Raw genomic sequence first — 23,470 nt, 5'->3', positions numbered from 1 at the left:
AAAGCTAAAAAGCTCAAATCGCAAAATTAATATGAATTCTGCAGTTATTTTTTCCCGCAGATGATATTTAGAAGTTTAATTCACCAACATCCCTGCCCCCAGTGCCGTCCCTAACGCAAAGTCCGTAGTTTCAATGTTGATTCCGTGTAACTTGTTCCTTAACATTTCCACAAAAATCGGATTGGCATTGAAGCCGCCATCGATATAGAGTTTCTGGACATTGGTATCCTTTAAGACGAGGTTTAGGGATGCCACTTGCAGTTCAGTAAGTTCATGGATAAAACTGTAGTAGGCATCTTCAAAGTCGGTAAAACCTTTCCAATCCGTTTCATTGGCTTGTGCAATACCATAGACCTCAGGTTTCAGGTATTCAAACCTGAATCTTTTTTGGGTGATTGATTTGGCTTTTTGGAACCGGTTCTTTTTAAAAGCTAAAGCCTTATAATATCCTTTTTCAAGGCCAAAGAACGCATAGAGTTTTTCAATCTGCACTTTATGTTCCTCACCTATAAACAACCGACTTATTTTAATCGGTCTGCCTTCCTTATTAAGGAAATGCAGGCAATCCTGTCTCAATTCCTCCGTAGTCAGGGCAGAAGAATTGAATGGGTTGATGCTAATCGCCCAGGTACCTGTGGACAGCAGGGCAAAAGGTTGCTCATTGCTTTGAAGGTAGGACAATAAAGCGGCAGAGGAGTCATGCACTCCAACCCCAACACGCATACTATGTTTGTCAAAGGTCTTTGCGAAACTGGTAGTGGTATCCACCACCTCGGGAAGGATTTGGTTGATCCCTTCTTTGTTGACCCAATCATGATAGGTTCCTTTCCCAAAATCCCAAAGTCCGGTATGGCAACCTATACTCGTATATTCGGAAACTGCCTTTCCGGTAAATAGAAAAGACAGGTATTGGGGCAGATGTAAACTCCGATGGATTTTCTTGAATGTTTCGGGTTTGGCATATTTCAGCCAGTAAAGTTGTAGCCCTGAATTCAACATGGCCAAAGCAGGGGAGGAGGTTTCCCTGCTGAATTTTTCTTCAGGACCATATTTGGCATAAAACTGCCCCAATATTTCCTCGGGATATTCTTTCAGGTAATTGTACAAAGGTGCTACAGGATTGCCCATTTGGTCAATGTGTACAAAAGAGGCACCGTAGGTCGTGAAATTGAGTTTGGTGATCAGAAAACCTGGCAATGCCAGGGCCTCTTTGAGTGTTTGTTTGACCCATTTGGTCAGTGCTGCAATGGATTCACATGCTTCTCCATCCTCATCTTCAATAAAATCAAGCCTATGGTAGACTTTATAAACTTCCTTGAAGTCTTGGTCAAACAAAAAGAATTTTTTGTTGGTCCTTCCGATGTCGAATATGGCTGTTACCTTGATGGGCTCCATGTTATAGTCCGCTGGCTTTACTGTCTTTTCCTCTTTCTTTGATCTGGGACTCTCTCACTTTCAGACCCTTGTAGGTTTGGATAGGGGAAATGGCTCCTCCGCTTTGGCGGATGGATTCCCTTACCAAGGGCCTTAGGTCAGTGCGAAAAGCATCCTGTAATATTTCCTGCCCCTGACCTAAATCTTGTTCATCCTGCACTGCCTCCAGGGCTTTTCGATCCACTATCAAAGCCTGGGCATAAGCCAGCTTGATGGCTTCAACTGACTGCAGAAGGTCTTCCATCGGATCCTTTAAATTGTGGCTGGCATCAATCATCCAGGCCGGGGAAGGATTTGAAGTTTCTTCAAAACCCATCACCAGTTCATTGAAAATCAGGAAAAGTTGGTAAGGTTTGATACTGCCTACTGTCAGGTCATCATCTCCGTATTTGGAGTCATTGAAGTGAAAGCCACCCAGTTTGCCTTCTGTCATCAGGGTAGCCACAATCTGCTCGATATTGGTGTTGGGTAGATGATGCCCCAAGTCTACTAAGGTGTAAGCCTTATCTCCCAGTTTATTGGCCAACAAAAATGAGGTGCCCCAATCGGGTATTACAGTAGTGTAAAAATACGGCTCGTAAGGTTTGTACTCCAATAGCATATTCCAATCACCTGGAAGCGATTGGTAAATCTCTTGAAGGGATTCGTGGGTGTTTTGCAGGGCTTTGCGAAAACTGTGCTGACCAGGAAAAGAACTTCCATCTGCCAACCAAACTGTCAGGGCTTTGGAACCCAGTTTTTCTCCGATCTGTATCACCTCTTGATTGTGTGCTATAGCCAGTTCTCTGATACTTTTGTCAGAGTTGGCCAGAGACCCAAATTTATAAGAAAGTGATTGGTCAGTTTGATCCTGAAATGTATTGGAGTTGACCGCATCAAAACCAATTTCTACCTCAGCTGCAGCTTGCCTGATAGCCTCATAATCTTGGGGAATATCCCATGGAATATGCAGCGAGATCGAATCACTGGACCGGTTGAGGGCATGAAGAATCCCAACATCCTGGATTTTTTGGATCAGGGTGGAAGGTTCACCACCGCCCGAAAATCTGCCAAAACGAGTGCCTCCAGTTCCCAATGCCCAAGAGGGGATGGCAATCTGAAAGTCTCGTAATTTTTGGATTAAAGCTTCTACATTCAATCCTTTTTTCTCCAGATTTTCAGCAAGGAAGTTGAACTCCCGGGCATGGCTTACTTCCAACGGTTTGTTGGAGATTTGTATATGGTCGGTGGTTATTTTCATGGTATTGGGCCACAAAGGCGCTAAGGCACAAAGTGAGATTTGGTTTGGAATTGAATTTAAGGAATAATATTAATAAAGGCTTTTCCTTGTCATTTCGACCGTAGGGAGAAATCTGTCACCTCTGCTAAGGTAATTAAACTTCTCGCTTCACTCGAAGTGACAAGGACAGGTTTGTAGGGATCAGAATGACGGAGGACCAACTGTCATTCCCTTTCTGTAAATGCCAAATTTTAAAAACTCGAGATGACAAGGTAAAGTCTTTGATGAAATTGAATGTTTTTTCTTAAACAATCTATTCCTTTGTGCCTTCGAGTCTTTGTGGCAATTATTCTCTGCGCCTTACCTCACAAAAGCAGCGGCAACTCCTCCATCCACATTCAGTATGTTTCCAGTTGACTTTTTTAGCAACCCACCCACAAAAGCAAATACCCCGTTTGCAATATCTTCAGTACTGATGATTTCATTCAGCAATGTTCTTTTTGCGTAATGTGCGGGTAATTCTTCGACCGAAATACCATAAGCCTTGGCCCTTCCTTCAGCCCATTTGCCTTCCCAGATTTTGGATCCTTCGATCACAGCATCGGGATTGACCACATTGACGCGGATTTTGTCCGGTCCGAGTTCTGCAGCCAATAATCTTGACATGTGAACTTGAGCAGCTTTGGCAGTTCCATAGGCCACATTGTTTGGTCCGGAAACCAAAGCGTTTTTGGAAGCGATATTGATGATGTCACCCCCATGTCCTTGTGCTCTCAATACAGCGACCCCCGCTTGGGAGACCTTGAACTGGCCTTTGACCAATACATCATTGAGCAAGTCCCAATCTGCCTCGGTTGTGTCAGTCAAGGTTTTGCTGATGGCCAATCCGGCACAGTTGACGATGATGTCAACCCCGCCGAAGGCCAAACAGGCTGCTGCATAGGCTTGAGCAATAGTGTCATTATCCAGCACATCGAGTTTTACACCGATGGCGGTGTCTTTTCCAAAATCTTTTCGGGCTGTTTTCAACCTGTCCTCATCTATATCAGTCAGCACAACACAAGCACCCTCTGCGGCAAATTTATCAGCAATGGCTTTTCCAATCCCTCCGGCACTTCCTGTAATCAATGCGACTTTTCTAGAAAGTGATTTTTCCTTTGGCATCCTTTGGAGCTTGGCCTCTTCGAGCAACCAATATTCAATATCAAAAGCTTCCTGTAAAGGAAGTGAGACATATTCTGAAACCGCTTCTGCGCCGCGCATTACATTGATGGCATTGATGTAGAATTCGGAAGCTACCCGCGAGGTCTGTTTGTCTTTGGCATAAGAAAACATACCCACACCAGGCCAAAGGATAATGACCGGATTCGGATCCCGCATGGCCGGGCTGTTGCTTCGTTTATGTTTTTCGTAATAGTCTTTATATCCTTCCCTGTATTGTGCAAAAAGCTTTTCAATATGACTTTGCAAAGCATTCAGATTGGACAAATCCTGGTCTGCAGGGATGTCCAAAACCAGAGGAGCGATTTTTGTCCTAAGAAAATGGTCAGGACAGGAAGTACCCAAAGGGGCCAATTTATCCAAATCATTGGAATTGATAAACTGAAGTACGGTGTCGGAGTCGTTGAAAGTTCCAACCATGCGGTTGTAACTTGAGGCCAAACCTCTCAACAATGGGGCTATTTTGGCAGCTTGTTCAAGTCTCTTGTTTGGGTCTAACGATTGAATCTTATCACCACCAAAAACTGGTCTTTTCTTACCATAGTTTTCTTCCAGGTAAGAGGATGCTTTTTCAATTACTTCAAGGCTATTGATATAGCATTCGTAAGCCGTATCTCCCCAAGTAAAAAGGCCGTGTCCGCCCAGCATAATGCCACGGATTCCCGGATTGGCCTCCAAGGCATCCCTCAATTGTAGGCCTAAATCAAAGCCAGGTCTTTGCCAAGGAACCCAAGCAATTTGCCCGTCAAATAAATCTTTTGTGATTTTTTCACCATCCTTTGATGCTGCAATGGCTATCGCTGCATCTGGATGCAAATGGTCAATATGCTTGAAAGGCAAATAAGCATGCAAAGGAGTATCAATTGATGGAGCTTTTGAATCCAGATCATAGATACAATGATTGAAAAGCCCTACCATTTCATCTTCCTGCTCAATTCCTTTGTAGACGCCTTCCAGGGCACGTAGTTTGTCTACATATAGTCCAGCCAATCCAGATTTGGTCAAGGTGCCGATATCCCCACCTGAACCTTTGACCCACATTACTTCTACTTCTTTACCAGTCAAAGGATCTTTTTCCATCGTTTTACAAGAAGTATTTCCTCCGCCATAGTTGGTGATTCTCAAATCTGCTCCAAGGATATTGGATCGGTATATCAATAATTCGACTTGGTCATTTCCTAGGGATTTTGCTTTTTCTTCGTCCCATAGGTAGGAGACGTGGTTGAAGGTTTGAGTTGTTTCTTTCATGTGTTTATACTTGGTTTTTCGATGGTCATCTGCCTTTTCTTGTATCCAAATATAACCTTATTAAACCTTCATGCTGTCCTGTAGTATACTGTGTCCCGCATGGTGTTAGAAAGGATTTATTTGGTTTTGAAAATGAATTATACTAACGTTACTAACCCAAAAAATCCCATTCCATGAACCTGGATTTACCGATTGACGAAAACTCTAGTGTGCCCAAATATATCCAAGTGGTCAAAGCTATTAAGTCTTTGATTAGTGCGGAAATATTGCAGTATGGAGATAAAATCCCTTCTATCAACAGCTTAAGTACGGAATACTACCTTTCCAGAGATACAGTGGAAAAGGCCTATACAATTCTCAAAAAACAGGGGATAATTCAATCAGTCAGGGGGAAAGGGTATTACATTAGTCACAATTCGGACCTTTCCAAGTTTAGAATCTTGCTTTTATTCAATAAACTCAGCGCATATAAAAAGGAAATCTACAATTCTCTAGTGACTCAATTGGAGGACCGAGCGGAGATTGTTTTTCAGGTATACCATTGCGAATATGCCCTTTTTAAAAAAATCCTTGAGCAGCAAAAGGAAATTTTTGACTATTATATCATCATGCCTCATTTCAAAAAGGATTCTGAAGAAAAAGCATTGGATTTGATCAGAAAGTTACCCAAAGAAAAGCTTATTCTTCTGGATCAACAATTGGAAGAAATTGAAAGGAATTTTGGTAGTGTATATCAGGATTTCAAACAGGATATTTATCAGGCACTTACCCAATTGAAAACAAAATTATCAAAGTACCGAAAACTGATTTTAGTATTTCCTTTTCATGCAAATTATCCATATCCAGAAGATATTTTGTTGGGTTTTAAAAAATTTGCAGTGGAGGAAGGTTTTGAATTTCAAATCATCTCTGAAATTGGTCCGGATCTCAATTTAAAAGAAGAGGAAGCCTATGTGATTATTGAGGAAAGTGATTTGGTGAATTTGATCAAAAAAGCCAGACAGGCTACCAATCTTGAGATTGGAAAGAATTTAGGCATTCTTTCTTATAATGAAACCCCGCTTAAGGAGGTTCTGCAAAAGGGAATTACAGTAATGAGTACAGATTTTAGTGCGATGGGGAAACTCTGTGCAAAGATGATCCTGAATAAAGAGGGGAGAAATATCAAAAACGAATTTCAGGTAATTGTGAGGGAATCTTTATAAAAAACATCATACATTTTTATCACTAAGCATATTATCTTCTTTTTCTTGTCATTTAGTTACTTGTAAGCATTGTTCACAAACAGTTAATTGATTTGTGAATTGGTCCTTCTGGCAAAGCAGCGGTTATTTATAATATTTAAAGCAACCTACTGCCAGGAGGTTGCTTTAAATATTAATCAACTTTATTTTTCCCAATTTACACCTGTATCTTTCCAGCTTCTTGATGCTGCTGAATCAAGTACTGCTTGACATACTTTTTGGGTTTCGAAAGCATCCTGAAAGGTAGGTGCACAAGGGGCTCCAGTTTGTAAACTTAGGAAAAAATCAGCTGCCTGGTGAATAAATGAATGTTCATATCCAATGGAGGTTCCCGGTATCCACCATCTGTTCATATAAGGTTGTTCTCCTTCGGTAATATGAACTTTTCTCCACCCTCTTACCTGTGATTCATCTTTGTGTTCAAAAATTTCCAGCCAATTCATGTCGTGTAGGTCCCATCGAATGGAGGCATGTTCTCCATTGATTTCAAAGGTATATAATGCTTTATGTCCCCGTGCATATCTGGTAGCCTCAAAGAGGCCCAATGAACCATTATCGAAATGGCAATGGAAAAGGCATGCGTCATCAATACCCACTTTCTGCACTTTTCCACTTCCCTGATGGACCCTTTCCTTGATAAAAGTTTCTGTCATGGCGGAAACGTCCCTGATGCCCCCATTAATCCACATGGCGGTATCAATGCAATGAGCAAGTAAATCTCCTGTGACACCGGATCCTGCCGCATCCACGTCTAATCTCCAAAGCGCGTCGCCACCTTGCGGAAGATCAGGATTGATGGTCCAATCTTGAAGGAAATTGGCCCTGTAATGGAAGATTTTTCCCAATTTTCCTGAATCTATGAGTTGCTTGGCGAGGGTGACAGCTGGCATTCTCCTATAATTGTACCAGACTGTGTTTTTCACACCTGCTTTTTCTACAGCTTTGAGCATTGCCTCACCTTCTTCTAATGTTCTGGAAAGGGGTTTCTCACATAAAATCATTTTTCCAGATTCGGCAGCAGCAATAGCAATCTCAGCATGGGTATCATTAGGCGTGCAGATGTCCACAGCGTCAATATCGTCTCTTGCTATGAGTTTTTTCCAATCTGTCTCAAAGGAAGCATAACCCCATTGGTCTTTAAAAGCTTTGACTTTGTCTTCCCTCCGGGCGCAAACAGCTTGTAGGACTGGGGTGTATTCAAACTCAGGAAAAAAATCCGGTATTCTTTTGTAGGCATTGGTATGGATTCTCCCCATCAGACCAGTACCTATCAGTCCGATTCGTATTTGTTTTTTATTGCTCATGGTTAAATTTTAAATTTAAGATTTTAGACTTAAGATTTCAGACCTGCATTTTGGCAGGCAAACTTGATATATGAGACGAGATAAGTAGTTTTACCATTTTTCTTGGCTCTATTCTCAGGTACCCTAGGTGGGCTAAATTCCCCGATATTCATAGAGACAAGCTTTGGCTTCAGAACTTCATACTTCCAACTTCTGGCTTCCTACTAAATTTCCCATCCATGTGCATCACGCACCTTGATCAAAGCAGCAAGGATTTCATTCCAGGTTTCTTGCTTTTCCATGACAGCATTGGGAAACATGCAGCCATCCCAGCAAATGTGGTTCATGGCTTTGGTAAGGTTGCCCTTTTCATCCCTCAGCCAATAACCGGCGTCATGGGATATATCTAGTAGTCCGTTAGGGTCAGAGGCTTGACAATGACGTCCTGTTTTGTCATGGGAACCGGACCCAAAAACAGAACCATCATTTTGGGCAACGTGAAAATCAATGGTCCATGGGCGAAGTGCGTCGGTAACGGTCTTCAGGGCAGATTTGATGGCTTCTCTGTCATTATGGTCAAAATCCGCTGGAAGTATCCTATGCTCAGGGGCATTATATCCCATAGTGTATAGGAAAGTATGTGACATGTCGGCTTGAAAACCAATGTTTTTTCTATCGACCATTTCTAAGAGTTGCACCATATGTTTCCAGCTATGCATGCCTCCCCAGCAAATTTCACCTTCAGCAGCCAGTCTTTCTCCGAAGTCTGCTGCCACATCGCATGCTTCCTGAAATGTCTGGGCAATTATTTTGCTATTACCTACTGGATCTTTTGACCAGTCCGAAACTCCGGAAGCTGAATCGATTCGTACGATTCCATAGTCACGGACCCCTAGTTCATTCAGCCGCTTACCAATGGCGCAGGATTTCTTTACCATATCTACAAAAGTCTTTCTTTGTTCTGCACTACCCATAGCTGATCCTGCCCAAATGGGAGCTACAAGAGAGCCTATTTTTAGCTTGTATTTACTGACCTTATCGGCTAATTTTTTGATATCGTCATCTGACATGTCAATGTTGATATGCGGGTCAAGCAACCCAATATCTACACCGTCGAATTTCACGCCATTTACTTCGGCCGCAGCGGTCATTTCCAATAGAGTATCGAAAGGAATGACAGGTTCAGAATCAGGACCTTTGCCTACAATTCCAGGCCAGGTTGCATTATGAATTTTGGGAAAATTGTTTGTTGACATGGTTGTTTTTGGTTATTGAGTTATTAGTTAATTGGTAAAAGGCCTTCATTGTGATATTTGGATATTTAGATACTGGGATATTGGTCATGGAATTGACCATAATTTATACAAAAACCTTCCTTCTATATCCCTTCCTCCTTGACCCAATTCTAAAATCTACTATTGACACTTTTTGATTGTCTGATATCGTCCGTGCCGATGGCACTTTAGAAACTCACTTTTGATCTTTAACCCCGGCAATAAATTGCTGGGCTATTATTTCGGTCATGCCTGCGGCATTTTTGCGCAAGAAACACCTTGTTTTCACCCTATTCAACTCCTCTTGATTCTTGTCTCTTGAATCTATCGTCTCGTTTCTCGTTTCTCATTTCTATTTTTCTACTTCCAAATCCGGATTATTTGGTCCGAAGTGCTTCAACATGACGATAGGGTCTGTTTTGGAATGATTGCTTATGGTTACTCCAGCTTTAGCTGCTTTTTCTGAAACGAAGAACTCATCATAGGTGAGTTGTCCATAACGGATCAATGCTGGTGTTTCTACATCCCATACCCCCATTTTGCCATGACCCTGCATCATGATCATTCCGTAGGCAGCATTGTCTGTGATGGTGACGGTTTGACCAGGTAGGATGGTCAGTTCCTTGGCGCTGAAGTCATCAGACCGATAACAAATCCAATTCTCAAGGTATCCTTCAGCTTTCATCTTTTCTATTCCAGTGACTGGTTTCGGCGCCATAAACCTGGTTTCGAGAATGTTTGGGTTGGTGTTAAGTTCCCAATCGATCACTTCCACCAGCAAATCAAAATCACCTTTGCGGTCCTCGGGGGTGCCATTCCATAATAATTCTTCCGGTATAATGGCTTCATTCACTAATGATTGGTACATGGCAAAAATGTCAGATGCTTTTTGGGGTTCGTAAGTGCACAGACTTCCCGGCGCATGGAGCATACCAGGAGGCACATCCCATCCCGTTCCAGGTTCCAATTTAAAGGCCTGTGAAAAATTCGTGATTTTGTTATCTCCTTTATTGAAATTCAAGAGACATTCTTTGATCTGTTCTTTGGTAGTTCCTGGAGCGATACCAAAAAAAGTGTAAGGAAAATCTCCTCCATGATTATTGAGTTGTGGAGGGAAATAATAAGCTTCAGGTTTTCCTTTCTGTCCGGTCATTGCTGCATATTCATCACTGTGATGGATATGGTGGGGGAGAGGACCCATATTGTCAAAAAATTTAGAATACATGGGCCAGCTTTTGTATGTGTTCCAAATCCTTTCGCCGATAATTTCGCCCTGTAATTCTTCGATAGCATCTTTTAATAAAAACAGTTTTTCTTCTGAGCCATTTTGAAACACGATATGACTTAAACCTTCATTTTTTCCGGTCAAGGGGCCATTTTGGGCCGGAGTAGTAGAGGAAAGCCATCTTTCGTCAATGCCTCCTCTCTCACCTCCCAAAACATAATAATCATCTGGGTGCAATTTTATTCTTCTGCCGGGGACACAAAAAGACCTGGGTACCCATGCCGGGGCCAATCTTAGTATTCCCTCTCCTTGTTCTAATGCCTTTTTTGCCTCACTCATGTAGCTGGTTATTTTGGTTAATGGTTTGTTGTTTATTGATTTTAAAGACTTTTCAATTCAATATTTTTAAACATCACTTTCATTGGTGGGCCAACATGCACCTGTAGTCCTAATAGTCCTTTTGTTTCTCTGTTGATTTGATCTTTATCTGTGACTACGCTCATCAAAACCCCATTGACATAGTGTTTGAGAACATTTCCTTCTATGACGAGGTGCATTTGATTCCAGTCCTCTGAGCGAATAAGCATCCTCAAAGAATCCCGATCACCCAACTCTTCCGTCAGCTCAAGACCACGCCATGCATTTTTTTCGACAAAATCCCTGATTTCTCCTGGAGGTTCTTGTGGGTTAATGGTCGTCCCTTGACCTCTGTATGCAAGAGTTGTCCTTTTCCTTTCTTCATAATTCTGTCCGGTATAGGTGTTTTTGCCATCAATATCAGCTTGATAGCCTCTCAGTGCAAAAGGAATGTTTTCCAGTCTATCACTCCTATAGTTGATTCCGGAGTTCCCATCAATGGTGATTTTGAAATCAGTCTTCAGCTCAAAATTCTCAGGTTCTCCGCCTTTCCAAATCAAAAAGGTATTTGATTCTAAGTTAGATTCAGGAGTCAATTCGCCAACAAGAAATCCATCCTCAACCCTCCAAATGTCTGCATCTCCTTCCCATCCGTCAAGGGTTTTACCATCAAAAATGGACACAAACCCATTGTCCTCTGGAAGCTCAGCTTTGGAATAAGTTTCTTCTGAATCTTGGTTTTTCACACATCCAACAATTCCGATGAGAAGAGCAATGGATATGGTTTTAAAAGATTTGATCTTTTTCATAAAGTCAATTATTTGCTTTTTTCTCCAATCTTCGTTAATCCTGATAAACCTCATGACCAGGATTACCTCCTGAGATCAGGTAAGCCATCAGGTCTTTCAATTCTTCTTCATTGAGTCGGTTGATTAATCCAGGCATCATAACAGAAATATCTGAAAGTTTTTTGCCAGTCACCTCTTTTTTGGGAATTTCCCGGATGGTTTGGGGGTCAAAAGGGTTTTGTGAGATGTAGTATTTTTCCTTGTCTTCACTGGTCAGTTTTCCCAAAATGGAACTGCCATCAGATATGTAAAATATGGTAGCAGCATATTGGTCGCTGATTACAGCATTGGGGTTGATGGCCGATTCCAAAATGTCTTTTATAGAAAAGCGGGTGCCCAATTGTGTCAAATCTGGGCCTACTATACCTCCTTCTCCTTTCATGGTATGGCATGATTGACATAAGGTAGCAGCATACATGGCTTTACCTTGAACAAGATCTCTGCCTTTGAGATCATCCATTAAAGACAAAGCCTCCTCAACTTTCCAATTCCTTCCCGGTCCCTGTGGCTGAACATCTGAAACTACCAATTCATTTCCACTGCCTGATAGCAAGCCGGCACCTGACATTTCATTATATAAATCAAAATCAGAAGAGCTGACTTTATTCAAAGCCATTTTTCTTGCTCTGTCGATGAATCCCACATAACTCCTTCCGCCTTTGTATTGAAATGCATCATGAATCCAGGTGAAATACTCTTCTCTTAATTCCGGAGTCCAACCTACTTTGGCAGCACCTAAGACAGTGGCATAATACGATTGTTGTGCAGGAGGCACGTTGGCCAACATGTCCGCAATGTCAAGGCCATATTGTGGATTTCTTAAGATCAGGTCAGAGGAAGAAGTAAAAGCCTTTTGGTATTCCAAATCATCCTTGGCTGACCTAAGTTGAGCCACGATCTTTTCAACCGCTTCGGGAGCGTCTATATGGACTAGGACCTTACTCAAAGACCTGTCTAGATTGTTATCTCCAGATGGAAAACTGGGATTTAAAAGCCCTGCCAATTGATCCTTCATGGAATTGGAAGGCATACCCTGTCTGAATAGACTCAGTTCAACGGCCCTTACAAGATTCAATTGATCTGAAGAAGAAAGTTGCTTAAAATCCACGGACACGAGTGCTTCCAAAATTCTGGGTTGAAGATTTTTTTCTCCATGGCGGATAAGGGCAATCATAGATTGTATCAGTGTACTTGGCACTTTTTCATTTAGTGCCCTTTCTTGCCATTCTTTTACAGGTTGGTGCTCTAAAGCGATTCTGGCAGCATATTGAATAAATCTATCTTCATGATTCAGAAAAGACCAAGCTGTTTCTACAGCCCCTTCTCTTGGCCCACCGCTGTGGTATGTTTCCAGTGTTCTTCTTATCTGATGGGCTTCCGGTAAAGCTGATGCATTGCCGATGGATTGATCATCATCTGTTTTTCCAGTGTAATAAATCCTATATACATCAGATTCCAATCTTCTTCCGCCAGTCATAAAATACATGGCTCCATCAGGTCCAATAGCCCCGTCGGTAAGCGGGAGCGGTGAACCTGATAAAAATTCCTCTGCAGTAGCTGAATAAGTAGCTCCTGAAGGCTCCAGAAAAACAGCGTATATAATTCCAAAACTCCAATCAAAAGCAAAAAGGGCTTTTCTGTATTTTTCCGGGAAATCAGATCCTGTCCCAAACATTACATTGGTGGGCGAACCCTGACCAATATTCAATATTGCGGGTAAATTGTCAGGATATTCTGGAGACCACTTTTGATTTCCTGTTCTCCATCCAAATTCACTGCCACTGACGACATGACAAATCCGTGTAGGTCTGTACCAAGGCATACCAAAATCCCATTCCATGTCTGAATCATAGGTAAATAAATCACCGGCCTCGTTAAACGCTATATCATAAGCATTTCTAAAACCAGCACTGATTAATTCCCATTCTTTTCCTTCGGGGTCGATCTTGGCGATCCAGCCGCCAGGTGCCATCCGGTTGTTAGCATGGCCTCTTGGATCCTTGATCAGGGGAAAAATGTTGTCTTCTTCCCATACCCGGGGAAGTCTATAGGCATCCATTTCAGGTACATCCACATGATTTCCAGCCACTAGGTATATTGATTGTTTGTCAGGCGATAGCACCATACTGTGAGGACCGTGCTCACCTGGTTCTCCTTTTAGAGATTTAATCAAGGTGATTTTGTCATATTGATCATCCCCATTGGTATCCTGAAGACGGTAAAGCCCTGTGCCTTTATCAAAAGCTTCATTAGCATTGTGATTGACCATTACATACAGACTGTTGAACGCAAATAATACACCCTGAGCATAACCCATTCCCAGTTTTGATTCATCCGTCCCTACCTTGAGTTTTTCTACTTTTGGCTTGATTTCATCAGCACCTATTTCGGGGATCTCAAGTCTATAAAGTGCTCCATATTGGTCTGTTGCGATCATCCGACCTTTGTCGTCAAAAGTTACACCCACCCAGGAACCCTGTTCGTTTTCTCCAGGACTATACAAGTGCTCAGCTTCAAAGCCTGCCGGTAGTTTAAGTTTTGCTATTTTTGGATTGATAGCAGTGCTGTCTGCTTGCTTTTTTTCACATGAAAAAAGAAAGCTTAAAGTCAGCAAGAGGATAATTGGTTTTAAATTAAAGTTTTTGGGTAACATCGTTTTTAGGTTGTCTGGATATTGTTAGGTTGAATTTAGATGATTGTTCAGGTTTTCAATAGTTCATGTTCCACCTTGCCAATTCCATCTGGTGTAGTATAAAATGGCCTTTTTTCTATCATATAATGGGTGTCTGATGGAATTCCTAGAGCATGATAAATGGTTTGATGAATACTGTCTATTTTGATTGGTTTCTCTATTGTTTTACAAGGTCTTTCGTCAGCTGTTTTACCATATACATGTCCTCTTTTTATTCCTCCTCCAAACATCAGGATAGAACAACCATCAGTAAAATGCCTATGCATACCATAGTTTTTCATATCCTCTACGATTTCCGGAACATCTACCTGATCCAGAACTTTAAGATCAGGTCTCCCTTCGGTCAGCATATCCCTGCTGAATTCACTGGCAACAATCACTAGCGTCCTCTCCAGTCTGCCACTTTCATCCAAATCCTTGATCAATTGAGCAATAGGGGCATCTATTAATTTTTTCATGTCTTTCAATCTCGTATGGCCATTGTCATGGGTGTCCCAGCCAAAAAATGGCTCGTATTCGGTGGTGACACTGATAAACCTAGCTCCCTGTTCGGTCAATCTTTTTGCTAAAAGGCAGCCTAATCCAAATTTTCCCGTGTTATAAATATCATAACTTTCTTTGGGTTCCTGGCTTAAGTCAAAAGCTTTTGCTTCTGGAGAATTCAAAAGGATATAAGCTTGCTCCATAGATCTTTTGAGAGATTCTTTCTGGTAATCGCTCCCATATTCTCCCATGGCACTTCCCTCTATTAAATTTTGGTAAAGTTGGTTTCTGGATTCAAAACGCTCCAATGACATGCCGACAGGAGGACGAACACTTTCCAGGCCTGATGTGGGATCGGGTATCAGAAACGGACCAAATTCAGAACCTAGAAAACCGGCACTGTGGAAAGCTTTAAGTTCTTCTCCTTCTCCAACAGTAAACCTTTGCCCTATATTGATAAAAGGAGGAATTACAGGGTTTAGTGCGCCTAATTCTTTGGCTATCCAAGACCCGATGTGAGGGACAACTACCGATTGGGGTGGTTCATAGCAGGTATGCCAATGATATTGATGTCTGGTATGTAGGATATGACCCAAATCTGCTGCTATGTAAGACCTTATCAATGTGCCTCGGTCCATGATTTTGCCGATAGATTCCAAGCCTTGGGAGAAATTTATGTCGTCTAGTATTGTGGGCACAGATGGGAAAGTAGAGAGTATTTCACTCGAGTTCATCCCTTTCCGGAAGGGTGTGTGTTTTTTTGGATCAAAGGTTTCTGTATGAGCCATTCCACCTGCCATAAAAAGCAATATGACAGTGTCTGCTGTTGAAGGAAGGCTGTGATTTGATTGACAGGATGATAGCAGCCCTGAAAAAGGAGCTCCCATTGCCATGGTTGCCATCGCAGCGGCACTTGTTTTCTTTAAAAAATCCCTCCTTTTCAACTGATGTATCATGTGGCTTTAGATGGTTGATTTTTCGTTTAGTAAATTATCTGAAATTCCGGAAGTAATAATACCGCCCAAAAAAAATCCTGAATTTGTTCTGTCGTTGGTGTTTCACCCAATGCTGCTTTGGCTATTTGCAATTCTTTCTGGGAAGGCTTTCTTAAGAGTATTTCCTTGTAAAATTCCTCTGAGATGATATCTCCTCGGACATGTTTTTCTTTCCAAAGAATGGCCCCTTTTTCAAGTACTTCGAACAGTTTTTCTCCGTTGGTCAATTCAAGGGCTTGGAGTAAGTTTGCCTGAGAATCTCTACTTGTAGCCACAATTTCCCTATTGGGTCTTCCAAGGGCGGTAAGGAATCCATTGTTGGCTACCAAAGAAGCCCGTACAAATCCTGGTTTGGCTTGCTCAATTTTAGCCAATTCAAAAGGGTTGTATTTTTGTTCTTGCTTATCAAATACAGGATGGATTACCTGACTAACAGCATCTGAAAACTGCTCTGCTGTCAACCTTCTTCTGGTCATTCCTGTAAATACGTAATCCTCAGATTGGAGTAAATCAGGGCTTTTTATTCCTGAAGAAGCCGACTGGTATATTTTGGAAGTGGCAATTTGGTGAATCAATGCTTTGACATCATAACCACTATCCACAAACTCAGAAGCCAACCAGTCCAATAAGTCTTGACTCCAAGGGAGATTGTCCATCTCGTCTACAGGTTCCACGATTCCCCTTCCCATCATTTGTTTCCAGATACGGTTGACTATGGTCCTGTACATTCTGCCATTGGCTGGCTGAACAAGGTTTTCAGAAAGTTGTCTGAGTTTCTCCGCTCGGGTACCCAGACTGTCAATTTCTCCCAACTCTTCCCAAAGAATTTTGGTGGAAGCAAATTCCCCGGTTGGCTGTTCACACCGACTCACCTCCAAAGTTGTATCAGCAAAAATATTGGCGAAAGCATAGGCCTGATCCAGTTTCCAATCTGAAATAAAACTATCATGACAGGAGGCACATTTGAGGTTAAGCCCCAATATTACCTGACCTACATTTTGTGCAGCCTGCATTTCTGTTCTTTGACTGGCATTGACAGTACCACGCCAGCGAATGCCTTCAATAAATCCTTTGGACTTTTCATCAGGATTGAGCAGCTCTTTGACAAAAACATCATAAGGTTTGTTTTTATGAAGGGATTGGTAGAGCCAATCTGTGATATTATACCTGCCGTTTGTAATGTATCCTGTTCCGGTATAATCATTTCTTAAAATATCATTCCAAAAGGTAAGCCAGTGCATGGCATAATCATCATTTCTATGCAGAAGGTCTTCGATGACTGCCAATCGTTTTTCCGGTATTTGTTCTTTTAAAAATTTTTCAGAGTCTTCTTGGGTAGGTATTAACCCAACAAGGTCAAAATATACCCTTCTTAGAAATGTTCTATCATCGATGCTTTGGGGCCATTCTAGACCTTTTTTTTGAAAATAATCATCTACAAATAAATCAACTGGATTTTCCAGTCCAATCGAGTTTTTGGGTAATTTGGGTTTTCTAGGCGCTAGCTCAGCTACCCTGTAAATACTTGGGATGCTTGCATTTTCCGGCCAGGGAGCTCCTTTTTCTACCCAAAGAGTGAGAATTGCAATTTCTTCATTACTTAGGGGCCTGCCTTTGGCGGGCATTATATCTTTATGGTTTTGTGGTAGTGTAATCCTTCTTATCAACTCACTTTCTTGAGGGCTCCCAACAAGGATAACCTCCCCTGATTCTCCTCCTTTAAATACATGATCTTTGGTATCTAACCTTAAATCTCCTTCGGTCTTAGCACCACTATGGCATTTGTAACAGTTATGCGCAAAAATGGTCCTTACTTCGCCGATTAATTTCAATTCAGCATCTGGACGAAGTAAACCTTCTTCCAAATCATAATGGGCCAAATCAAAATTTCCAGGTTGGTAGGGAGAATTATCCATATTCCAAGGTAAGGTACTGCTTAGGAAATCTTCTCCATGTGTCAGGGAAGCCCCTAAGTGTCCGGTGATCACAATACCCAAAGTGCTGACAAAAAGGATTATCCGATAGAATTTGATGTTCTGTTGTTTGTTTTTCAGTTCTATTCGGCTCCAAATCCAAAGTAAAAACAAACTAATTACCACAGTGGTAAAACCAAAAAGTTGGTGTTTTTCCAATAATTCTCCTGAAATATTCTCGTTAGTTGCAAGTTGCCATCCAAAAAATGCTGCAATTAATGCTGAAAGGGTACCCCCAAGAATAAGTGCGTTGATTCCAGGCCTGAGTTTGGAATCATATTTTCCAATAGTAAAAAGCTCCAGCAAAGCAGCAAAAATCAATAGTCCAATCGGAAAGTGGACCACCATTGGATGAAGTCTACCGAGGAATTGCCAAAACCAGAAATTTTCTAACATTATCGGTTATTTAAGTCCATTTTAGGGGGGAGGAGATAATTGATTAATTACTTAATAATCATAAGATTTCTGTAAATAACTATCCTGTACATACCTGTGCTGTTTCTATTCATCTATAAATTCTTTATTTGAAGGTTGAAATAAAATAGTGTTTAAGCTATAGCATTATATAGCATCAAGAGTCCTTACAGCTCTTTTTTTAACCCTTAGCCCTCAATGTCTTTTCGATTTAATGGTTTCTACTTAAATTCCAAAACCAATTGATTGCAGCTCATGCAGTATACTACAGGATGGGTCATATGAAGATTAAGAGCAATATTTAATGAATATGGCGTCGTCAATAGTGAAATTATACCAAAGCCTTACTTTCTAACCCAAAATAATGAAGAATACCTTCAGATACTCTGTAAACAGATTACTGACCATTCTGGTGAGCATTGTTATTTCCATCATTTTCTTTCAGTGCAGCCAAAGAGATACAATCGACTTTAGTAAAGAGAACCACATCATGCTTGTAGGGAATAATCTGGGATCAAGAATGATGAATTATGGACTTTTTGAAACGGAATTGCATGTCAGATATCCGGATAGTTTATTGTATATCCGCAACATGTGTGATGGAGGCAATACCCCAGGTTTCCGTCCTCATTCTGGCAGAGAATCTCCTTGGGCTTTTCCAGGAGCTGAAGAGTTTCAGACTGAGCTGGCCAATTTTTCGGACAGCCAAGGGCATTTTGAATCCCCGGATGAATGGTTAACCAGGCATAAGGCAGATATCATATTGGCATTTTTTGGATACAATGAGTCCTTCCAAGGAAAAGACGGGCTGGAAAATTTCAAAGCTGAGTTGGATGCATTTATCAAACACACACTTCACCAACAATATAACGGGAAGTATTCACCTAAACTAGCCATCATTTCACCTGTAGCTTTTGAAAATCTGTCTGCTTTGAAGGATTTACCAGATGGCAAAATGGAAAATGAAAATCTGGCACTTTACACAAAAGCGATTAAAGAAGTGTCAGAAAAGAATGAAGTTCTTTTCGTAGATGCTTTTGAACCTTCTAAAAAATGGTACGAATCATCTAAAGAACCTTTGACCATCGATGGTTCACAGATGAATGAGGAAGGATATAAAAAACTGGCTGTTTTATTGGCAGATGAAGTTTTTGGTAAAGTAAAAACACATGCTGAGGAGCATCGGCAATTGATTCATAAAATGGTCAATGAAAAAAACTGGATGTGGCACAGTGATTACAAATCGCCAAATGGTGTCCATGTGTATGGAAGACGTTATAAGCCTTTTGGGCCTGACAACTACCCTGCTGAATTGGAGAAAATTCGGCAGATGACTGAAATTAGAGATGAGGCTATATGGAAGGCTGCCAAAGGTGAGGAAATGGATTTGCTTGCTGCGGATAAAAATACAAGAGAGCTACCTCCCGTTCAGACCAATTTCAACCCCCAACAAAATGGGAGTTTGGAATATCTTTATGGAGAAGACGCCCTAAATACCTTGACTATTGCTGAAGGATATAAAATAGAGCTTTTTGCTTCTGAGGTTGAATTTCCGGATATGGCAAATCCTGTTCAGATGAGTTTTGACAATAAGGGACGGCTTTGGGTTGCCACTTGTCCAAGTTACCCGCATTACAAGCCTGGTGACAGTAAACCAAATGATAAAATCATTATTCTGGAAGATACAAATGGAGACGGCAAAGCAGACAAACAAACGATCTTTGCGGAAGGCCTTCATTTGCCTATGGGCTTTGAGATTGCCCCTGAAGGGGTGTATGTTTCACAAGGCACAAATTTAAAAATTTTGATAGATTCTGATGGTGATGACAAAGCGGATAAGGTTGAAATAATATTTAGCGGTTTCGATGACCATGATACCCATCATGTAATTTCGGCTTTTGCAGCAGATCCGTCTGGTGCCATTTATATGGGAGAGGGGGTGTTTTTGCATACAAATGTGGAAACCTCTTATGGACCTGTAAGGGCAACCAACGGGGGTTTTTACAGATTTAATCCTATCAGAAGTCATTTGGAAAGAACCGCACAACTGGCAATTCCAAATCCATGGGGTATAGCGTTTGATGATTGGGGTCAGAATTTCTATGCAGAAACTTCTGGTCCTGATGTGAGGTGGATGATGCCGGGTTCTGTTTTGCCAAGGTATGGGGAAGCCACTCATAAATCCGAGAACCTGATAGAAGAATCCCAAAGGGTGCGCCCAACTTCAGGATTGGAATTTGTGTCCAGCAGGCATTTTCCAGATGAAGTGCAAGGCGATATGTTGATTGCCAATACCATCGGATTTTTAGGTATGAAACAACATCAAATGATAGATGAAGGAACAGGTTTCACCACCAAGTTCAGACATGACATTGTAAAAGGGACAGATAGGAATTTCAGGCCAGTGGATATGGAATTTGCTCCTGATGGGTCTTTGTATTTTATCGACTGGCACAATGTCCTTATCGGTCACATGCAGCACAATGCAAGAGACCCACTTCGTGACCACGTACATGGCAGGGTTTACAGGATTACCTATCCCTCTAGACCTTTGGTAACTCCAGCCAAAATTGATAAGGCCAGTATCCCGGAACTATTGGGTAATTTGAAGCTGCCGGAATTCAGAACGCGGTATAGAACAAGAAGAGAATTGAGGGGAAGGAATGCTGATGAGGTTACATCAGCTATTAAAAAATGGACTACCAATCTGGATCAAAGTGATACCCAGTATGAACACTATTTGACAGAAGCATTGTGGGTGACTTGGGGATTGAATAAAGTCGATCAGGATTTGCTTCGACAATTACTTCAAGCCAAGGATTACAGGGCTAGGTCAGCTGCGGTGAGGGTATTGAGGTATACTGGCCATCAAGTCAAAGATCAGGATCAATTATTAATGGAGGCTGTTAAAGACGAACACGGTAGGGTAAGACTTGAAGCCATCGTAGCGGCATCCTGGCTACAGAGGGAGAAAGCTTTGCCTATTTTGTCTGAGGCTGAAAAAATGCCTTTGGATGGTTGGATGGTTCACGCCCACGAGGCTGCGGTTGCCCATATCAATGGCTTAACTGTCAGGGAGAAAAAAGAGGAAGCTATTAAATCCAATTTAGCAGGTGGAGACCTGGAGTTGTTTAACATCGGCAAAGAAATATACAATAGAGATGGATTTTGCGGTACCTGTCATCAACCTGATGGAAGGGGACTTTCGGCATCATTATTCCCCCCAATAGTTGGTACTTCATGGGTTTTAGGAAGTGAGGAACGGCTTATCAAATTGGTGTTAAAAGGTTTAATGGGGCCTATTGAAGTCTTGGGTAGGGAATATCCCGGTCAAGTACCCATGACACCTTATGAGGGAATGCTTAATGATAATGAGATTGCCGCGGTATTGACTTATGTGAGAAATTCCTTTGGTAATCAGGCCTCTGCTATCAGTCCTGAAAAAGTAAAAGAAGTAAGGGCTAAGGTGGCTGATAGGAAGGGGTTTTATTCACCGGCTGAGTTGTTGAAGGAACATCCTATGGAGAAATAATAATGATATATGCTTTGCGATATAAAATAGATATATGCCTTCGGCGATATAAGGATATACATAATTAAATGAGGGAAAAACCATGAAAAAATCAATCGTAACCTCTTTTATACTTTGCTTACTGACATTCATATCTGTAGCACAGACACCTGACCATCAGAAACTTTTAGAATTGGATCTTGACTGGGAAAAAGCACTTTTGGAGTCAAATATGGGGTTTTTGGAGAATCTGTTGGCTGAGGATTTTATATGGGTTCACAACCATGCCAGTCTGATTGACGGAAAGGAGGCTGTGATAGCCAGGGCAAAGCGGATTCAGGATGGAGAGACTGATAATACCAAGGGCAGAGTTTCCCGTGACCAAACTGTAGTGATTTTGGGAAAAACAGGAGTTGTAAGTGGATTTACGGTAGTGGACAGAGGACCAAGTCCGGTGACGTATCATTTTATGCGAACATATTCCAAAGTGAAAGGGAAGTATGTGCTCTTGGCCAATCATACCATGGCTGTTCCGGATGAGGAGTTGAAATGAAAAACCTGTTCTTACTGTAAATCCATGTTCGTGAAGACACGAACATGGGCGACTCTCCCACCATTAAAAAGGGTCTTGACTATCAATCCAAGTGTGCAAAGACTATTGCCAACCTTGGTAAAAAAATAATTGCAAAAAACTTAAAACATAAAATGAAAAACCTTCCATTCAAATTCGGCGCTGAAGTTTATACTTGGTATATGAACAACAACGGAGAGACCTATAAGGATCAATTGGGGCATATGATCGAGATCATTTCCAAAGCAGGTTTTACAGGAATTCAGCCTATTTTTTCATGGATGGGCAAACTTTCTGATCCGGTTTTGTTGGAGGAAAAACTTAAAGAACAAGGGATTGAATTGGCTGCTGTTGCACTGGCTTTGGACTGGAATGGGAAAGATGAGACAGAAGAAGAGCGGAAAGTAGCTGACAATGCCATTGATTTGCTCAAGAGATTTCCGGGTTCAGTGCTGTGTACTGTTCAGATTCCAACGGGTCGTCATGACTTGGTTCAAAGGAGAAAAAGCCTGACGGATATAGTGAACACTGTTTCCCGCAGGGCAAAGGAAAAAGGAGTCGAAAGTAGTTTCCATCCCAATTCCCCACATACCTCCATTACCAGAACAGAGGAAGATTATAAAGTGATTCTGGAAAGTTTAGATCTTTCCGTTACCGGTTGGTGTCCTGATGTGGGTCATATCATCAACGGAGGCATGGATCCTCTTGCCAAAATGAAGGAATACCAGTCTATTATCAACCATGTGCATTACAAAGACTGGGACGGAAATCCTGAGTTTACGCTGATGGGAAATGGAAAAGTGGATTTACTCGGAATTACCCAATGGCTCAAAGATATTGGGTTTGGAGGCTGGATTATCTGCGAGGATGAAGGTCAGGAAGCACTTGAAGACCCGGATTTTGTTACGCTACATGATGGGAAGTGGGTGAATAAGGTTTTGGTGCCGGGGCTGGTTTAGAAGCGAGAGGCGAGAGCCAAGAGCCAAGAACCTAGAAACAAGAGGCAAAAAGGGAGAGACAAGAACCAAGAACCAAGAACCAAGAGCCAAGAAAAAAGAACCAAGAGCCAAGAAAAAAGAACCAACACCTATAAAGCTGTTTGTATTCAGAAAAGTTAAAAGAATGAAAGAGACTTCTCCTTGTCATGTCGACGTCAGGAGACATCTGACTAGGTGTAAAAATCAAGAATCAAAGACTGCCCAGAGTATAGGAGAGATATTATATGGAGAAATGTGAGATGATTGATGTTTTTGAGGGACAAAACTTGGTTTGCCGTCATTCTAAGTGGAGAAAATTGGCATTTACAAAAGGGGAATGACATGAAGGTGGGCTACAGACCTCTCTCCCATCGGGATCGAAGTGACAAGGCAAAGTTATTATAGATTTAAATGTTATTAGTAGTACTCATCTCTTAATTTCGAATAAGGAATGATGAATTTCGAATATCGAAGTCTTTAGTTCTCAGACGCATTATTTGA

At 41.6% G+C, this 23,470-nt stretch carries 15 protein-coding genes; 4 read left to right on the top strand and 11 right to left on the bottom strand.

Features of this window, described 5'->3' with window-relative positions; translation table 11 throughout:
* Positions 1–75: 75 nt before the first annotated feature.
* From CLW00_RS11810 to CLW00_RS11800, 3 genes are all read right to left on the bottom strand, one after another.
* Complete coding sequence (locus tag CLW00_RS11810; protein WP_106133885.1) at positions 76–1,395, bottom strand: FGGY-family carbohydrate kinase; 1,320 nt, start codon at positions 1,393–1,395, stop codon at positions 76–78.
* A gap of 1 nt (position 1,396) precedes the next feature.
* Positions 1,397–2,674 (bottom strand): sugar isomerase, encoded by a 1,278-nt coding sequence (locus tag CLW00_RS11805; RefSeq protein ID WP_106133884.1) that lies wholly within the window; start codon positions 2,672–2,674, stop codon positions 1,397–1,399.
* Positions 2,675–3,013: 339 nt separating this feature from the next.
* Positions 3,014–5,122 (bottom strand): bifunctional aldolase/short-chain dehydrogenase, encoded by a 2,109-nt coding sequence (locus CLW00_RS11800; RefSeq protein ID WP_106133883.1) that lies wholly within the window; start codon positions 5,120–5,122, stop codon positions 3,014–3,016.
* A 173-nt stretch (positions 5,123–5,295) separates the two neighbouring features.
* Between CLW00_RS11800 and CLW00_RS11795 the strand changes: the two genes are divergently transcribed.
* Positions 5,296–6,327 (top strand): GntR family transcriptional regulator, encoded by a 1,032-nt coding sequence (locus tag CLW00_RS11795; protein ID WP_106133882.1) that lies wholly within the window; start codon positions 5,296–5,298, stop codon positions 6,325–6,327.
* 182 nt (positions 6,328–6,509) lie between these two features.
* Here the strand turns inward: CLW00_RS11795 and CLW00_RS11790 are convergent, their stop codons facing one another.
* The 8 genes from CLW00_RS11790 to CLW00_RS11760 form a co-directional block, all read right to left on the bottom strand.
* Positions 6,510–7,670 carry a Gfo/Idh/MocA family protein gene (locus CLW00_RS11790; protein ID WP_106133881.1) on the bottom strand — a complete coding sequence of 387 codons (1,161 nt, stop codon included), beginning with the start codon at positions 7,668–7,670 and terminating at the stop codon, positions 6,510–6,512.
* A gap of 29 nt (positions 7,671–7,699) precedes the next feature.
* Positions 7,700–7,822, bottom strand: coding sequence for a hypothetical protein (locus tag CLW00_RS21750; RefSeq protein WP_281257431.1), 123 nt, complete (start codon positions 7,820–7,822; stop codon positions 7,700–7,702).
* 51 nt (positions 7,823–7,873) lie between these two features.
* Positions 7,874–8,905: a sugar phosphate isomerase/epimerase family protein gene (locus CLW00_RS11785; protein ID WP_106133880.1), complete on the bottom strand. Its 1,032-nt coding sequence runs from the start codon at positions 8,903–8,905 to the stop codon at positions 7,874–7,876.
* 370 nt (positions 8,906–9,275) lie between these two features.
* A complete protein-coding gene (locus CLW00_RS11780; protein ID WP_106133879.1) occupies positions 9,276–10,487 on the bottom strand; it encodes a cupin domain-containing protein in 1,212 nt (403 codons plus the stop codon).
* A 41-nt stretch (positions 10,488–10,528) separates the two neighbouring features.
* Positions 10,529–11,314, bottom strand: a complete 786-nt coding sequence (locus CLW00_RS11775) for a 3-keto-disaccharide hydrolase (protein ID WP_106133967.1) — start codon at positions 11,312–11,314, stop codon at positions 10,529–10,531.
* A 34-nt stretch (positions 11,315–11,348) separates the two neighbouring features.
* Positions 11,349–14,006 carry a c-type cytochrome gene (locus CLW00_RS11770; protein ID WP_106133878.1) on the bottom strand — a complete coding sequence of 886 codons (2,658 nt, stop codon included), beginning with the start codon at positions 14,004–14,006 and terminating at the stop codon, positions 11,349–11,351.
* 47 nt (positions 14,007–14,053) lie between these two features.
* On the bottom strand, positions 14,054–15,484 hold the full coding sequence (locus CLW00_RS11765; RefSeq protein WP_106133877.1) for a DUF1501 domain-containing protein: 1,431 nt from the start codon (positions 15,482–15,484) through the stop codon (positions 14,054–14,056).
* Between the two features lie 26 nt (positions 15,485–15,510).
* Positions 15,511–17,892: a DUF1549 domain-containing protein gene (locus CLW00_RS11760; RefSeq protein ID WP_170073216.1), complete on the bottom strand. Its 2,382-nt coding sequence runs from the start codon at positions 17,890–17,892 to the stop codon at positions 15,511–15,513.
* Positions 17,893–18,274: 382 nt separating this feature from the next.
* Here CLW00_RS11760 and CLW00_RS11755 point away from each other — a divergent pair, with 382 nt between their 5' ends.
* The 3 genes from CLW00_RS11755 (at position 18,275) to CLW00_RS11745 (ending at position 22,951) form a co-directional block, all read left to right on the top strand.
* Positions 18,275–21,442, top strand: a complete 3,168-nt coding sequence (locus CLW00_RS11755; RefSeq protein WP_106133875.1) for a PVC-type heme-binding CxxCH protein — start codon at positions 18,275–18,277, stop codon at positions 21,440–21,442.
* 82 nt (positions 21,443–21,524) lie between these two features.
* Positions 21,525–21,974: a nuclear transport factor 2 family protein gene (locus CLW00_RS11750; RefSeq protein ID WP_106133874.1), complete on the top strand. Its 450-nt coding sequence runs from the start codon at positions 21,525–21,527 to the stop codon at positions 21,972–21,974.
* Between the two features lie 152 nt (positions 21,975–22,126).
* Entirely contained in the window at positions 22,127–22,951 is an 825-nt protein-coding gene (locus tag CLW00_RS11745; RefSeq protein WP_245917255.1) for a sugar phosphate isomerase/epimerase family protein, read from the top strand.
* The last annotated feature ends 519 nt before the right edge of the window (positions 22,952–23,470 follow it).

Origin of the sequence: Mongoliibacter ruber, assembly GCF_003003005.1 — a bacterium.
GTDB lineage: Bacteria > Bacteroidota > Bacteroidia > Cytophagales > Cyclobacteriaceae > Mongoliibacter > Mongoliibacter ruber.
Note: the sequence above shows the minus strand (reverse complement) of the source record. Positions and strands in the feature narration are given on the sequence as shown.